The sequence below is a fragment of the Buttiauxella massiliensis genome (assembly GCF_902500225.1).
Classification (GTDB): Bacteria; Pseudomonadota; Gammaproteobacteria; order Enterobacterales; family Enterobacteriaceae; genus Buttiauxella; species Buttiauxella massiliensis.
Window position 1 is genome coordinate 59646 of the sequence record NZ_LR722665.1, and the last position, 15590, is coordinate 75235.

The window sequence follows — 15590 nt, forward strand, 5'->3', positions numbered from 1 at the left end:
AACTCAAGTGTGCTGCCTGGTTACAGTAATCGTGGTTTCAAATTACCACAAACTACTCTTTAAAGTCATTGGCATCGAGTTCATGCCTTGAGAGTAATTTGTAGAATTCAGTACGGTTACGCCCCGCTACGCGCGCGGCCTGGGTAACATTACCTTTGGTCATTTGCAGCAATTTTCGCAGATAGTTCAGCTCGAACTGGTTACGTGCTTCAACGAAAGTAGGCAGCGCAGTATTCTCACCTTCCAGAGCCTGCTGGACCAGCGCTTCGCTGATAACGGGAGCGGATGTCAAAGCAACGCACTGTTCAATCACGTTAACCAACTGGCGCACGTTTCCAGGCCAACTTGCCGCCATCAGGCGTTTCATTGCATCGGTCGAAAAGCTACGAACAAACGGCTTGTGGCGATCGGCAGACTGGCGCAATAAATGATTTGCCAGCAAAGGTACATCCTCCGCGCGTTCTTGCAGCGCCGGGATCTTCAGGCTCACCACGTTCAGACGGTAAAACAGATCTTCACGGAACTCACCGCGCTCCATCGCTTTGGGTAAATCGCGGTGGGTAGCGGAAAGAATACGTACGTCGATATCGAGATCGCGGTTACTGCCTAGCGGGCGCACTTTGCGCTCCTGCAACACGCGCAGTAATTTGACCTGCAAAGGAATCGGCATATCGCCAATTTCATCAAGGAATAACGTTCCGCCTTCTGCGGCCTGGAACAGCCCTTCTCTGCTGCTGACCGCGCCAGTAAATGCGCCGCGTGAATGACCAAACAGTTCGGATTCCAGCAACTGTTCCGGCAACGCGCCGCAGTTAATAGCGATAAATGCCTTCTTGCTGCGCGGACTAGCGTTGTGAATAGCCTGCGCGAGGATCTCTTTACCGGTCCCACTTTGCCCGTTGATCAGCACGCTGACATCCGACTGAGCCACCATGCGCGCCTGATCCAACAAGCGCAGCATCGTAGGGCTGCGTGTAACAATAGTGTCGCGCCACATATCATCACCGGCAGTGACCGTATGCTCGAGAGCATCGTCAATCGCCTTGTAGAGCGCGTCTTTATCAACCGGTTTAGTCAAGAAACTAAATACGCCCTGCTGTGTTGCGGCCACGGCATCCGGAATAGAACCATGAGCGGTCAGAATGATAACCGGCATTCCCGGTTGTGCTTTCTGGATTTCGGCAAATAGTGCCATACCATCCATCTCGTCCATCCGCAGGTCGCTAATCACTAAGTCGATTTTTTCTCGTCCCAGGAGACGTAACCCTTCAGCACCACTTTCCGCGGTGGAAACGGTATAACCTTCACTGGTCAGGCGCATACCGAGAAGTTTAAGCAGGCCCGGATCGTCATCGACCAACAGGAGTCTTGCAGGCTTACGTTGCGTCATGGTTTCGCCTCCTGCGCGGGCTTGGTATTGTCCGGCAACTCAGCACCGGCAGGTTTGCGGCTGGAAAGCTGGCGTTCGATGTCCGTCAGGTTTTCCAGTTTGCGAGTCGTCAGGCTGAGCTGGCCTCTGAGACGTTGCTGTTGTTCACGCAACGTATCCAGCTCGTTGTCTGACGACTGTTGTAGTTTGCTGTAGCGGGTACGTTCATCTGACAGCGCGAGCAACGATGCTTGCCCATCACGCCAGACCTGGAATAACGAGCGCACCTGTGAAGGCACTTCTGTCGTCATCGTATCCAGCTTAACCATGTAACGGCGGCGTTCGGTTGGGCTAATTTTGGCATTCGCCAACAAAATCCCTCTTTTGAACGTGTCGCGCCAGCTATCAGATGGCCAGCGACGTGCTTCAGCTCGTGCCTGAATCGGCGCTAAACGTTCTGCGCAGTCCATCGCCCGAAGCCAATACAGAGGGTTACTCATTGAGTCGTGGCTCTGGTTTTGCCAGATATCCTCACAATCCGTAGACAAGTAATCGGCCAGTTGCTGTTCCGGCTCTTCTGCTAGTTGTGGGTGTTTAACATCTTTTGGCACAGTATTCTGAACACAGCTCGCCAGAAGTAATGGCACAAGTAATGCGGACAGCGGGCGAATTGAAACTGGGCTGCGTAGGCATGGAATTAAGCCGTTACGCAACACGTGAAAAATAGTCGCTTTCATTTTTTATTTGTTCTCGGGAAAGACAGGTAACTCGATACGGAAGCAGACATCTGCCGTTTCATCATCAATCAGGTGCAATTCGCCATGCATACGACGGATACAATCCTGGGCGATACTCAACCCCAGGCCGCTACCTTTAACTGCACCTTTACGCTGGTGGCTTCCCTGATAAAAAGGTTCAAAGATCATCTCTCGCTCCGCGGACGGAATGGGGTCGCCAGTGTTACCGACATCAATATAGAGCAAGTGACCCACCTGCGAGCTTCGTAGATAAATGGTACCGGATTCAGACCCATAGTGCACCGCATTGGAATAGAGATTATCCAGCACGCTCATTAACAACATCGGCTCCGCCAGACAAGCAACCGGGCTAATATCACACTCGGTACGCATCATTTTAGCCCGTGCAGGCAAACTGTGAGAGGCAATAATGACATCCACCAGCGGTGCCAGTTCAACTTTACCCATCTCGAGTGGGACATCTGCCAGTTTACGGTTGTAATCCAGTAACTGCTCAATCAATTTTTGTAAGTGGCGGCTACTGTTATCAAGAATTTCCACCACCTCTTTTTGGTCGGTGGTCAGCGGCCCAACAACCTGATCGGCAAGCAATTCAGTACCTTCACGCATACTGGCTAGCGGTGTTTTTAATTCGTGGGAAATATGGCGCAAAAATTCGTGGCGCTGGGACTCAAGCCAGGAAAGGCGCTCACTGAGCCAGACAATTCGCTGCCCTACAGAACGTAGTTCCCTCGGTCCTTTAAACAATACCGAATTACCCAATGAACGCCCCTCACCGAGTAAATTAATCATCTTCTCGATACCTTTCACCGGGCCGATAATCATGCGCGTAAAGATAATGACCAATGCAAAGCTCAACAGGAATAACACCAGCGCCTGCCAGCCAAAGAACTGCCCGCGCTCGGCAATCTCTTGTTGAAGTTGCTGTCCGCGGGAAAACACCACCGCGCGTGTCGCTTGTACCATCTCAGCATTTTTGGCCGCGAAGTTTTCAAGGTGTGCAGCAGCAGCGGTATCTGGGCCGCTATTTTTGCATTGTATGTTGGCAAGGTCGTTTAACGACTGGCTGAGGTCTTTATAAAGATGGTTATCAGGCAAAACACCGGAATGCGCTTCGAGCATTTGCGTGTAACGCTTACGCTGCCCCTGGTAGACCGTCTCAAGCGTTGCATCATCCAGCACACAATATTGGCGATAGCTACGTTCCATTTCCAGAGCAACGTTTGTCATGGCTTCACTGCGGCGAGCATCAACCAGCGTGGTGCGATTCGTTAACGCAGCCTGATCGCTGAGCGCATTAAGGCTTTGCCAGGCTTGCCATGCCAGAACCAATAGTGGAACCAACACCAGCAAAAAGGCCATCATGACGAGCTGACGTAAGGATCGCGGGAAAAAATGCCACTGGTTCAATAGACTTATCTCATTGGGACTGCGGATAATTTGATGCTAGCGGGGATTGGCGGGAGTTTAAAGTCTTGAACGCAGAAACAACAAAGGCAGAGAATAATCTCTGCCTTTGTTCTGGAATCAGGCGGTGCCTTACTCAACGTTTCGCCCGGAGCATGATAAAGCAGTACAAGACTGGCAATAATCAAAAGTCGGACGGCAGGCACCTTGAGTGCATCATTCTATGGTTTATGTAGCACAACCCTTGCGGGGGCTGACATAAGAAGGTGAATGAGCCACTGCGCAGTATTATGCATTATATGTGCCACAGTTGCTACAAATTACATACATCAATGTTTCCATTATGTTTATTTGCAATAACGCACATGAATAACATAGGCTATTTTTTGAACGCACTGTCGCTATTTAGCAACACCAATAAAGCTCCGCCTCACAGACCTTTAAAATCAACAGGTTAAACGTCTCCATTTGGAGACAGTAAAAAATAATGAATGTCGGGTTTTAGTGACAAAAAAATCCCTGCCGGAGCAGGGATTCTATTAAGGCTTAACCAAGTTGCTTACGCGCATTGCGGAAAATACGCATCCACGGGCTATCTTCGCCCCACTCGGCTGGGTGCCAGGAGTTGCTAACAGTACGGAACACCCGCTCAGGGTGCGGCATCATAATGGTGACACGCCCGCTTTCGTTGGTTACCGCAGTGATACCGTTTGGTGAACCGTTCGGGTTCGCCGGGTAATTCTGCGTGACTTTACCGAAGTTATCGATGAAGCGCAGTGCCACCAGGCCTTTGCTTTCCAGCGCCGCAAGGTGTGCCGCATCGCGCACTTCAACATGCCCTTCGCCGTGTGAAACCGCGATTGGCATATGCGAACCGACCATGCCTTGCAACAACAGCGACGGGCTTGAAGTGACTTCAACCAGGCTGAAACGCGCTTCAAAGCGATCAGAATGGTTACGTACAAAACGCGGCCACAGGTCGCTGCCTGGAATCAGTTCACGCAGATTCGACATCATCTGGCAACCGTTACACACGCCCAATGCCAGGGTTTGCGGACGGTGGAAGAAGGTTTCAAACTCGTCACGTACGCGTGAGTTAAAGAGAATGGACTTCGCCCAACCTTCACCGGCACCCAATACGTCACCATAAGAGAAGCCGCCACACGCTACCAGCGCCTGGAAATCTTCCAGACCACGACGGCCCGCCAGCAAATCACTCATATGCACGTCGATGGCATCAAAGCCAGCACGGTGGAAGGCTGCCGCCATTTCAACGTGGGAGTTCACACCCTGCTCGCGCAGTACGGCAACTTTCGGACGAGCACCTTTAGCGATAAATGGTGCCGCGATATCTTCTTTGATGTCGAAGCTGAGCTTAACGTTCAGGCCAGGATCGTTGTCATTGGCTTTCGCTTCATGCTCTTGATCAGCACATTCTGGGTTATCACGCAGGCGCTGCATCTGCCATGTGGTTTCTGCCCACCACATGCGAAGCGTGGTGCGACTTTCGCTAAACACCGCGTGCTTATCAGCTGTCAGCGTGAAACGGTCACCCACAACAGCTTTACCGAGGAAGTGAACACAATCTGCCAGGCCGTGGTCCGCCAGTGTTTTCTCAACCGTCTCGCGATCTGCCGCTTTAACCTGGATTACCGCGCCTAACTCTTCGTTAAACAGCGCCGCCAGATGGTCGTTACCCAGTGTGGCGATATCCGCTTCCACGCCACAGTGACCAGCAAATGCCATCTCTGCCAGAGTGACCAACAGACCGCCGTCGGAACGGTCATGGTAAGCCAGCAGTTTCTGTTCGGCCACCAGCGCCTGAATCGCGTTAAAGAAGCCTTTCAGTTGTTCGGCACTACGAACGTCCGCAGGTTTGTCGCCCAGTTGGCGGTAAACCTGAGAGAGCGCCGTAGCACCCAGCGCGTTGTGGCCCACGCCCAAATCAATCAGCAACAGGGCGTTATCTTCAGTTTGAAGCTGTGGCGTTACGGTACGGCGCACATCTTCAACACGGGCAAATGCGGTGATAACCAGCGACAGCGGAGAGGTCATCTCGCGTTGCTCGGTGCCCTCCTGCCAGCGAGTTTTCATCGACATCGAATCTTTGCCGACCGGAATGGTCAGGCCAAGCGTTGGGCAAAGTTCTTCACCCACTGCTTTTACCGCTTCATAAAGACCAGCGTCTTCACCAGGGTGACCTGCGGCGGACATCCAGTTTGCGGAGAGTTTAATGCGGTTGAGTTCGCCAATTTGCGTCGCCGCAATGTTGGTCAGTGCTTCACCAACAGCCAGGCGGCCCGATGCTGCAAAGTCAAGCAGCGCAACGGGTGCGCGTTCGCCAAGCGACATCGCTTCGCCATAATAGCTATCAAGACTTGCTGTGGTTACGGCACAGTTAGCAACCGGGATTTGCCACGGGCCAACCATCTGGTCACGGGCAACCATACCGGTAACCGAACGGTCACCAATGGTCACAAGGAAGGTTTTCTCAGCAACCGTCGGCAAGTGCAATACGCGGTTAACTGCATCTGCGATGGTGATGTTGCGAGTGTCCAGCGCGTCGCCCTTCGCTTTCAGGGTTTCAACGTTACGTTCCATTTTCGGCGTTTTACCGAGCAGCACATCCAGCGGCATATCAATCGGCTGGTTGCCGAAATGGCTGTCGTTGAGCGTCAGATGTTTTTCTTCAGTCGCTTCACCGATGACGGCATATGGCGCACGTTCACGGCGGCACAGTTCGTCAAATAGCTGCAACTGGTCTGGCGCAACGGCCAGAACATAACGTTCCTGGGATTCGTTACACCATACTTCCAGCGGGCTCATGCCAGGTTCGTCGTTCAGAATATCGCGCAGTTCGAAACGACCACCACGACCGCCATCGCTCACCAGTTCAGGCATTGCATTAGACAGACCGCCTGCGCCCACATCATGAATAAACAGAATCGGGTTGGCATCGCCCAATTCCCAGCAGCGGTCGATAACTTCCTGGCAGCGACGTTCCATTTCTGGGTTGTCACGCTGTACGGATGCAAAATCCAGATCTGCGTCAGATTGACCGGATGCCATAGAGGATGCAGCACCGCCACCCAGACCAATGTTCATTGATGGGCCACCGAGCACAATAAGTTTCGCGCCCACGGTAATTTCGCCTTTCTGAACGTGGTCGGCACGAATGTTACCGATGCCACCAGCCAGCATGATTGGCTTGTGGTAACCACGTAACTCTTCGCCGTTATGGCTATTCACTTTCTCTTCGTAAGTACGGAAGTAGCCAGTCAGAGCCGGGCGACCGAATTCGTTGTTAAACGCCGCACCACCCAGAGGGCCATCAGTCATGATATCCAGCGCGGTGACGATGCGATCCGGCTTGCCGAAATCCTCTTCCCACGGCTGTTCAAAGCCAGGAATGCGCAGGTTTGATACCGAGAAACCAACCAGACCTGCTTTCGGTTTAGCACCACGGCCCGTCGCACCTTCATCACGGATTTCACCACCGGAGCCAGTTGCAGCACCCGGCCATGGAGAAATAGCTGTTGGGTGGTTGTGGGTTTCGACTTTCATCAGGATATGAGCATCTTCCTGGTGATAGTCGTAGCGCCCTGCTTCATGGTCGGCAAAGAAGCGCCCAACCTGTGAGCCTTCCATGACTGCGGCGTTATCTTTATAAGCTGATAACACGTATTCAGGGTTTTTCTCGAAGGTGTTTTTAATCATTTTGAACAGCGATTTAGGCTGTTCAACGCCGTCGATAACCCAGTCGGCGTTAAAGATTTTGTGGCGGCAATGTTCGGAGTTGGCCTGCGCGAACATATACAGCTCGATGTCGTTCGGGTTGCGCCCCAGTTTGGTGAACGCATCCTGTAAGTAGTCGATCTCATCTTCTGCTAAAGCCAGCCCTAAACGGATGTTGGCTTCAACCAGTGCTTCGCGACCTTGCGTGAGCAGGTCAACACTTTGCACCGGCGCAGGCGTGTGATGAGAGAACAACTGCTGTGCACCATCAAGCGAACCAAATACGCTTTCCATCATGCGGTCGTGTAGCAGCGCGGCAACTTCCTGGCGCTGTGCATCAGTCAACGTGCTGGCAGTGATGTAATACGCCACGCCGCGCTCAAGGCGCTTAACTTTGGCCAGATCGCAGTTGTGGGCAATGTCGGTGGCTTTGGAGGACCAGGGTGAGATGGTGCCAGGACGCGGCGTGACCAGAATCAGGTCGCCGGTCGGGGCGTGGTCGGCAAGGGTTGGACCATATTTCAACAACCGTTGCAGACGGGCGTGCTCTTCAGCCGTTAACGGCGCGTCGAGATCGGCAAAGTGAACATACTCGGCATAAATGTCGCTGACCGGAAGGTTGGCGTCATTAAAGCGGGCCAGTAATTTGTTAATACGAAATGCCGATAAAGCGGGCGAACCACGCAGAATTTCCATCATCAAAGATCTCTCGTCTTCGAAACGCCAAGGGACGCTTCAGTGGGCGCAAGGGGAAAACGGGCGCCATTATAGATAATCCATCGCCGTGACGAAACCGTTTGCGTATAAATAAGTGGATTACTTTTCATTGCTTAAAATTCAGCCAGAAATGTTGAATAAGTTGCGCAGTGGCGTTTTGTTAAGCAAAATGCGCCACACCTTTTTGTATAACCTCAACTTTTGAAGCCTGTTGTTAGCGAAGACTCGACGCACCGCAGAAGATTAACTATTTGAAAAGATTTAAGATTAATTATCTGCTCATCGGTGCCGTAACCGTGTTGCTGGCAGTGGCGCTCTGGCCCTCCATACCCTGGTTCGGACAAGCCGAAAACCGTATCGCCGCTATTCAATCGCGGGGGGTTTTACGCGTCAGTACTATTGAGTCACCACTGACCTACACCCTTTATCAAGGCAAAAAAATAGGCCTCGATTACGAGTTGGCTCAGCAGTTTGCTGACTATCTTGGCGTAAAGCTGGAAGTCACCGTTCGTCCGAATATCCAGGAACTGTTTGATGACATTGATAATAACGATGCCGATGTGATAGCGGCAGGACTGGTCTATAACGCGCAACGCGGTCAGCGTTATCAAGCTGGACCAGCATACTATTCAGTTTCTCAGCAGATGGTTTATCGCATCGGCAGCCCACGCCCCAAAACGCTGGCAGGTGTCAAAGATAACCAACTGGTACTGTCGCCTGGCGTAACTTCACTTAATGCTTTGAACAAGCTGAAAGCAGAAAAATTCCCGGATTTAAGCTGGCGAGTCGATGAACAACACAGCAGCACTGAACTGATGCAAAAAGTGGTTGATGGAGAGATTGCCTTTACCATTGCGGACTCTGTTGCCATCAGCACCTTCCAACGCGTCCATCCACAGCTTGCTGTCGCTCTGGATGTGACCGACGAGCAACCGATCACCTGGTTTAGCGCGTTAGATTATGATGATAGCCTTTCCGCGGCGCTACTCGATTTCTATAACCGCCTTAATAGCGATGGCACCTTTGCGCGTCTTGAAGAGAAATATCTCGGTCACGTTGGGGATTTTGACTACGTAGATACACGTACCTTCCTAAAAGCGGTTGATACCGTGCTACCAACGCTTCAGCCGTTATTCGAAAAATATGCCACTGAAATAGACTGGCGTTTGCTGGCGGCGATTTCGTATCAGGAATCGCACTGGGATGATCAGGCCACCTCACCAACTGGCGTGCGCGGGCTCATGATGCTGACCAAAAATACCGCGCAAAGTCTCGGTGTTACTGACCGGTTAGACCCAGAGCAAAGCATTGAAGGAGGGAGTCGTTATCTGAAAGATATGATGTCAAAAGTGCCCGATAGCGTGCCAGAGGAGGAGCGTATTTGGTTTGCTCTGACGGCATATAACATGGGGTACGCCCATATGCTTGATGCCCGTCAGCTTACGGCGAAGCAGAAAGGTAACCCGGACAGTTGGGCGGATGTCAAAACTCGGCTGCCGCTACTGAGCCAAAAACAGTATTACAGCAAAACGACTTATGGTTACGCCCGTGGTCATGAAGCGTACGCCTATGTAGAAAATATCCGTAAGTATCACATTAGCCTTGCGGGATATTTGCTTGAAAAAGAGAAACAGGTGGCGCAAGAAGAAAAATATGCCGAAGCTTACCCGGCAGTAGCTCCTGTAGAACTAGCTACTCCGAGCTACGGGCCTTTTCCTTTAGGGCCTTTTTCTCCAGACGGCGGACTCGAAAAAAATCACTTAACATTGCCGAGCACTCTTCTGCCAGTACGCCCTCAGTCACCATAACCTGGTGATTCATACCAGGGTGCCCTACCACGTCCATCAGAGATCCAATTGCTCCGGTCTTAGCATCACGCGCACCAAACACCAGGTTTCCGATACGTCCATGCACCATCGCACCTGCACACATAACGCACGGTTCGAGGGTGACATACAGTGTTGTTTCCAACAGACGGTAGTTTTGCAGCACCAAACCACCCTGACGCAACGCCATAATTTCAGCATGGGCTGTCGGATCGTGTCGCCCAATAGAGCGGTTCCAGCCTTCACCAATCACCTGGTTGTTATGGACCAGCACTGCACCGACAGGAACTTCACCTTCTTCCCACGCACGGCGAGCAAGGGTCAGCGCATGACGCATCCAGTGTTCGTGGTTCAATTCGCTTTCTGACAAGGGATTCTCCGGCCTATATTCGGGCGCGCATTATACACAGTCGTTATGCCAGACGGAATTATTCGAGCTGCTGTAACTGACCTTGCGGCGTAACCCGCCAGCGGTGCTGGCAAAAATAGAGCAGAGGGTTATCCTGGTTGCTGTCGCTGTAACCGCTGTAGAGTTGCAAAGGTGTGCCGATTTGCTGTTCCAGCTGTGAGACTTTTTCATGCCCAAGGCAACGTAATGTGAGCACCCACCCACCGTGGGAACGCTTGATTTGGCTGGCAATCAGCTTCACTTTCGGTAACCAGGGAGTATCGAAATACACCTGCTGCACCAGCGGTTGCGGTGAGCCAGTAATCAGCCAGACATCAGCATCTGAGCTTGTCAGGTAATCGGTAAGGCGCTGCTGCACAACAGGAAAAGCTGTAACTTGCCCACGGAACCAGGTGACGAAGTTTGCTTCCAACTGCTTGAGGCGCGTTTCGCTATGACCAAAGGTAGCCCCCCACAGTAACAGGCTCATTGGCCAGCGAGCAGCACGTCCTTTAATCAGCAACGCGCCACCTATCACCGGCAAAAGCGGAATGACAAGTAACAGATTGAGAGGCTGATGACGCAGCAGGAAGCGCAAGAAGCTGCCAAACATATCCTGCTGATGAAGCGTGCCATCTAAATCGAAAAATACTACCCGACGCTCACTCTGAGTTGTCAAACGTTACTCCTCTGGATCGTTAAAGCCCATAAACCACGTAAATAAGAACCCTGCGATAACCGCTATCAGAAAGCCTAACAGATAGAGCATCACTTTTCCGGTAACAATGGTTAATGCCAGTGGTAAACCTGAAATGCCAAATGTAATAACCGTCGCCACTTTCCAGTAACTGATCAGCGCCCCGCCAACCGCACCACCCAAACACGCGCCGATAAACGGTTTACCAAGCGGCAAAGTCACCCCGAAAATCAGCGGTTCACCAATACCGAGCAGCCCGACTGGCAATGCCCCTTTGATAAGTTTTTTCAGCCGCTGATTGCGTGTTTTCATGTAGACCGCAAGCGCAGCGCCAACTTGTCCAACCCCAGCCATCGCCAGAATTGGCAGTAAGGCGTTCTGCCCATGAGTCTGGATAAGCTCAACGTGAATCGGCACCAGCCCCTGATGCAAACCCGAAAGCACCAATGGCAAGAACGCCCCGGAAAGCACCGCGCCAACCACCAGACCACCTTTGTCGATTGCCATTGTGGCGCCGTGAGCAATCGCATCAGAAATCAGACCACCCAACGGTTGCAAAGCAACAATAGCAATCGAAGCGGTAATCAAAGTCGTCAGGAGCGGGTTGAGGATCAGCTCAATTGAACCGGGCAACAACTTGCGTAAGCGTTTTTCAATCCAGCACATCAACGCTACCACCAGCAACACGGCGATAACGCCGCCGCGGCCAGGCTGGAGGTTTTCACCAAACAGATGGATTTGCGCGAGTTGCGGGCTGGAAAGTATCCCCGCCATCACGCCACCCATCGCCATCGAACCGCCGAATACTTTAGCCGCGTTGACGCCCACCAGAATATTCATGATAGCAAACACGGCGCTACCGAAGATGGCGAGTAAGCCGAGAATGTTCGGGTACTGGGTGGCCATGTCGCCAACAATATCCGGGCGCTTCAGAATGTTGATAATTCCAGTGATCAGACCCGATGCAATAAAAGCTGGAATCAATGGAATAAAGACATTAGCCAGTTTACGCAGCGCTTCGCTCATCGGCGCCTGGTAACGCGCTTTGGCTTGAGCCTTATTCTGCGCAATATCATCTTCTGCTGTGATGACCTGCCCGCTGCTTTGCAGCAGCTCGCGCATGGCATCCACTACTTGCGCGGCACGCCCTGGCCCGACAATCAGCTGATGTTGCGCACCCTGCTTCACATAGCCGCTCACTCCCGGCAGTTTTTTCAGGCTCGTAATATCCAGCAGCCCATCGTCATTAACTTCTACCCGCACGCGGGTCATGCAGTTTTCCAGACGGGCGATGTTTGCCTGCCCACCGATGCCGAGCAAAATCTCACTGGCCAGAGCCGCTGTCTTATCCATGATTCAGTACCTTTATTTTAAGGCGGAGCGGAGATAACCGTGGCTATCAGCCAGGCGCACTTGCGCGGTTTGAGCATCCACACCGGTGAGTATCATAAGAATGGCGGGTTTTACTTCATAATCAGTTTGTTTGAGCGCGTTTTCGGCATCGATACGAGCAGCACCGGTAGCCTCAACAACAATACGGCAGGCGCGGTCCACCAGCTTGATATTGGTGGCTTTCATATCCACCATCAGGTTCTGGTAAACCTTCCCTAATTTGACCATCGCGCCAGTGGAAATCATATTCAATACGAGCTTCTGCGCAGTGCCAGATTTCAGACGAGTAGAACCGGTCAACGCTTCCGGGCCGACGACCGGAGAAATAGCAATTTCAGCTTCCAGCGCAATAGCGGAACCCGGATTACAGGAAATGGCGGCAGTACGGCAACCAAGGTTACGCGCATAACGCAGGCCGCCAATCACATAGGGCGTGCGGCCTGACGCTGCAAGCCCAACCACCATATCGTTAGCCGTCAGGTCTAATGCTTTCAGATCGTCTTCACCCAATTGCTGGTTATCTTCGGCACCTTCGACGGCTTTCAGCAATGCCCCTGGACCACCCGCAATTAAGCCAATGACCAAACCGTGCGGAACACCAAACGTTGGTGGACATTCGGAGGCATCCAGAACCCCAAGGCGCCCGCTGGTTCCCGCGCCCATATAAATCAAACGCCCGCCCGCCTTGAGTGATTCACTTGCGGCATCGACGGCAAGGGCAACTTCCGGCAATGTTTTTTCAACTGCCCCCGCCACCAGAGCGTCTTGTTGATTAAAACGCTCGACCATTTCGAGTGTTGAGAGGCAATCGAGATCCATTGTTTGTGGATTACGAGTTTCAGAAACGAGTGAGCCGAGATTCATCATGCACCTTTGAATATTTAATTCCTTACTGTTCCAACATAATGGAATATAAAATTCATTCAGGCGAGCGTAATTTACGTTATTATGGAGCGGCTCACATTATTGACCCGGCAGACTGGAGAGGACATGAACTGTTTACTGCGTATCCGAAGCCGCTACTCAACGCTTGCACAGAGTGACCGTAAACTGGCCGACTTTCTGCTCGAAAAGCCCGACTACGCCCGCCATTTAAGTTCTCAGCAGCTTGCTACTGAAGCCGGTGTGAGCCAGTCAAGCGTGGTGAAGTTCTCCCAAAAACTGGGGTTCAAAGGCTTCCCGGCCCTGAAACTCGCTATTAGTGAAGCGATGGCCAGCGGCCAGCAACCACAATCAGTCGCGGTACATAATCTTATTCTTGGAGACGATCCGCTGCGGCTGGTGGGCGAGAAACTGATCAAAGATAATATGGCAGCGATGCACGCAACACTTGATGTCAACAGCGAAGAAAAGCTGCTGGCGAGCGTGAATATGCTGCGCAATGCGCGACGCGTGCTGCTGGTTGGCATCGGTGCATCAGGGCTGGTTGCCAAAAACTTTGCCTGGAAGTTGATGAAAATCGGGATTAACGCGGTTGCAGAGCAAGATATGCATGCGCTACTTGCGACGGCACAAGCCTCAAGCAGTGACGATGTATTACTGGCGATTTCTTATTCTGGTGAACGGCGTGAGATAAACCTCGCGGCAGATGAAACCCTGCGCACCGGCGCGAAGATCCTCGCCATCACAGGCTTTACGCCAAATGCTTTACAGCAGCGCGCGACGCTGTGTCTGTACACCATCGCCGAAGAGCAGGCGACACGCAGTGCAGCAATATCCTCCACCAGCGCGCAGATGATGCTAACCGATTTGCTGTTTATGGCGCTGGTACAGAGGGATTTGGAGCACGCACCGAAGCGTATTCGGCACAGTGAAGCACTGGTAAAAAAACTGGTTTGATCGGGGATTGGGCGTATAATGCCCGCCCTGTTTCTGATGTTATCGAGATCTTCCCATGGCGCTACTTATCACTAAAAAATGTATCAACTGCGATATGTGCGAGCCGGAGTGCCCGAACGAGGCCATTTCCATGGGCGATAGTATTTATGAGATCAACGCCGATCGTTGTACCGAGTGCGTTGGGCATTACGAAACGCCAACCTGCCAGAAAGTCTGCCCGATTCCGAATACCATCATCAAAGATCCGGCTCGCATTGAGAACGAAGAGCACCTGTGGGACAAATTTGTCCAGTTGCATCACGCCGACAAGCTTTAGCTCTCAATAATGACTGTTGCGCAGGCATAGTGGCGCTCATCAGCAAGCGTCACATGCACTGAACGCACACCTAATTTTTGCGCGACTCGCTCGGCCTCTTCCCAAAAACGTAATTGCGGTTTACCCAACGGATCGTTAAACACTTCAAACTGGTTAAACGCCAGGCCGTTGCGAATACCCGTTCCAAACGCCTTCGCCGCCGCTTCTTTTACTGCAAAACGTTTAGCCAAAAAGCGCACCGGTTGCTGGTGCGCCTGATATTGCAGCCATTCGTTGGCACTGAGTACACGCTTTGCCAGTCGGTCTCCCGAACGCGAGATAACGCCTTCAATACGCGCAATCTCCACAATATCGGTGCCCAGGCCAAGAATCGCCATTAGCTACGCGCTTCCTGCATCAGGCGTTTCATTTCTGCCACCGCTTCTTTCAAACCACTCATTACCGCACGGCCAATAATTGCATGGCCGATATTCAGCTCGTGCATTTCTGGCAGGCGGGCAATGGCTTTCACGTTGTGATAAGTCAGACCATGTCCCGCATTCACTTTCAGGCCTTTGCCAGCAGCGTAAGTGGCAGCTTCTGCAATACGCGCCAGTTCTTTGGCCTGAGTCGCTTCGTCTTCGGCATCTGCGTAGCAACCGGTATGAATTTCGATATATGGTGCGCCAACAGCGACAGCCGCATCAATTTGCGCGTGGTCAGCATCAATAAACAGGGAAACCAGAATACCGGCATCAGCCAGGCGTTTGCAGGCATCACGCATTTTATCCAGCTGACCAGCAACATCCAGACCACCTTCAGTGGTCACTTCCTGGCGTTTTTCCGGCACCAGGCAGCAGAAATGAGGTTTGGTTTCGCAAGCAATCCCAACCATCTCTTCAGTTACAGCCATTTCAAGGTTCATGCGTGTATCAAGTGTCTGACGCAAGATACGAACATCACGGTCGGTGATATGGCGGCGATCTTCACGCAAGTGAACCGTAATACCATCAGCACCGGCTTGTTCACAGATAAATGCTGCTTGTACTGGGTCTGGGTATGCCGTACCGCGCGCATTACGTAAAGTTGCGATGTGATCGATATTGACGCCTAACAGTAATTCAGCCATGACAATCCTCGAGGTCAGAACGGTTTTAGTTGAGGCAG

General features: G+C 52.1%; 13 protein-coding genes. 3 read left to right on the plus strand and 10 right to left on the minus strand.

The features are described from left to right. Positions 1–52: 52 nt before the first annotated feature. The 4 genes from glrR to purL form a co-directional block, all read right to left on the minus strand. Entirely contained in the window at positions 53–1390 is a 1338-nt protein-coding gene (gene glrR, locus GC128_RS20255) for a two-component system response regulator GlrR (RefSeq protein ID WP_064513100.1), read from the minus strand. Beyond that, entirely contained in the window at positions 1387–2106 is a 720-nt protein-coding gene (gene qseG, locus GC128_RS20260; RefSeq protein ID WP_151995817.1) for a two-component system QseEF-associated lipoprotein QseG, read from the minus strand. Before qseG ends, glrR begins: the two co-directional genes overlap by 4 nt. A 3-nt stretch (positions 2107–2109) precedes the next feature. Beyond that, on the minus strand, positions 2110–3492 hold the full coding sequence (locus GC128_RS20265) for a sensor histidine kinase (protein WP_151995837.1): 1383 nt from the start codon (positions 3490–3492) through the stop codon (positions 2110–2112). Between the two features lie 588 nt (positions 3493–4080). Beyond that, positions 4081–7968, minus strand: coding sequence for a phosphoribosylformylglycinamidine synthase (gene purL / locus GC128_RS20270; RefSeq protein ID WP_151995818.1), 3888 nt, complete (start codon positions 7966–7968; stop codon positions 4081–4083). A 269-nt stretch (positions 7969–8237) separates the two neighbouring features. On the opposite strand from purL, the gene mltF reads away from it, so the two are divergent. After that, positions 8238–9794, plus strand: a complete 1557-nt coding sequence (mltF, locus tag GC128_RS20275; protein WP_151995819.1) for a membrane-bound lytic murein transglycosylase MltF — start codon at positions 8238–8240, stop codon at positions 9792–9794. Here the strand turns inward: mltF and tadA are convergent. From tadA to murQ, 4 genes are read right to left on the minus strand one after another with little or no spacing between them, the layout of a single operon-like run. After that, positions 9679–10182 carry a tRNA adenosine(34) deaminase TadA gene (gene tadA, locus GC128_RS20280; RefSeq protein WP_151995820.1) on the minus strand — a complete coding sequence of 168 codons (504 nt, stop codon included), beginning with the start codon at positions 10180–10182 and terminating at the stop codon, positions 9679–9681. The two genes, mltF and tadA, sit on opposite strands and share 116 nt — an antisense overlap. A 58-nt stretch (positions 10183–10240) precedes the next feature. Next, a complete protein-coding gene (gene yfhb, locus GC128_RS20285) occupies positions 10241–10879 on the minus strand; it encodes a phosphatidylglycerophosphatase C (protein WP_034459281.1) in 639 nt (212 codons plus the stop codon). A 3-nt stretch (positions 10880–10882) separates the two neighbouring features. Beyond that, positions 10883–12250 carry a PTS transporter subunit EIIC gene (locus tag GC128_RS20290; RefSeq protein ID WP_151995821.1) on the minus strand — a complete coding sequence of 456 codons (1368 nt, stop codon included), beginning with the start codon at positions 12248–12250 and terminating at the stop codon, positions 10883–10885. Positions 12251–12262: 12 nt separating this feature from the next. Beyond that, on the minus strand, positions 12263–13153 hold the full coding sequence (murQ, locus tag GC128_RS20295) for an N-acetylmuramic acid 6-phosphate etherase (RefSeq protein WP_151995822.1): 891 nt from the start codon (positions 13151–13153) through the stop codon (positions 12263–12265). A gap of 126 nt (positions 13154–13279) precedes the next feature. On the opposite strand from murQ, the gene GC128_RS20300 reads away from it, so the two are divergent. Beyond that, complete coding sequence (locus tag GC128_RS20300) at positions 13280–14128, plus strand: MurR/RpiR family transcriptional regulator (protein ID WP_151995823.1); 849 nt, start codon at positions 13280–13282, stop codon at positions 14126–14128. 55 nt (positions 14129–14183) lie between these two features. Beyond that, positions 14184–14444 (plus strand): YfhL family 4Fe-4S dicluster ferredoxin, encoded by a 261-nt coding sequence (locus tag GC128_RS20305; protein WP_151995824.1) that lies wholly within the window; start codon positions 14184–14186, stop codon positions 14442–14444. Here the strand turns inward: GC128_RS20305 and acpS are convergent. Together acpS and pdxJ are read right to left on the minus strand one after the other, a co-directional pair. Further along, positions 14441–14821: a holo-ACP synthase gene (gene acpS, locus GC128_RS20310; RefSeq protein ID WP_120065337.1), complete on the minus strand. Its 381-nt coding sequence runs from the start codon at positions 14819–14821 to the stop codon at positions 14441–14443. The genes GC128_RS20305 and acpS overlap by 4 nt on opposite strands. Further along, positions 14821–15552, minus strand: coding sequence for a pyridoxine 5'-phosphate synthase (gene pdxJ, locus GC128_RS20315; protein WP_151995825.1), 732 nt, complete (start codon positions 15550–15552; stop codon positions 14821–14823). The genes acpS and pdxJ overlap by 1 nt, the downstream gene beginning before the upstream one ends. Between the last annotated feature and the right edge of the window lie 38 nt (positions 15553–15590).

Coding starts and splice junctions, on each gene's coding strand:
- glrR (WP_064513100.1), bottom strand. CDS start 1,390: ATGACGCAACGTAAGCCTGCAAGACTCCTGTTGGTCGATGACGATCCG.
- qseG (WP_151995817.1), bottom strand. CDS start 2,106: ATGAAAGCGACTATTTTTCACGTGTTGCGTAACGGCTTAATTCCATGC.
- GC128_RS20265 (WP_151995837.1), bottom strand. CDS start 3,492: ATGATGGCCTTTTTGCTGGTGTTGGTTCCACTATTGGTTCTGGCATGG.
- purL (WP_151995818.1), bottom strand. CDS start 7,968: ATGATGGAAATTCTGCGTGGTTCGCCCGCTTTATCGGCATTTCGTATT.
- GC128_RS20290 (WP_151995821.1), bottom strand. CDS start 12,250: ATGGATAAGACAGCGGCTCTGGCCAGTGAGATTTTGCTCGGCATCGGT.
- murQ (WP_151995822.1), bottom strand. CDS start 13,153: ATGAATCTCGGCTCACTCGTTTCTGAAACTCGTAATCCACAAACAATG.
- GC128_RS20300 (WP_151995823.1), top strand. CDS start 13,280: ATGAACTGTTTACTGCGTATCCGAAGCCGCTACTCAACGCTTGCACAG.
- GC128_RS20305 (WP_151995824.1), top strand. CDS start 14,184: ATGGCGCTACTTATCACTAAAAAATGTATCAACTGCGATATGTGCGAG.
- acpS (WP_120065337.1), bottom strand. CDS start 14,821: ATGGCGATTCTTGGCCTGGGCACCGATATTGTGGAGATTGCGCGTATT.
- pdxJ (WP_151995825.1), bottom strand. CDS start 15,552: ATGGCTGAATTACTGTTAGGCGTCAATATCGATCACATCGCAACTTTA.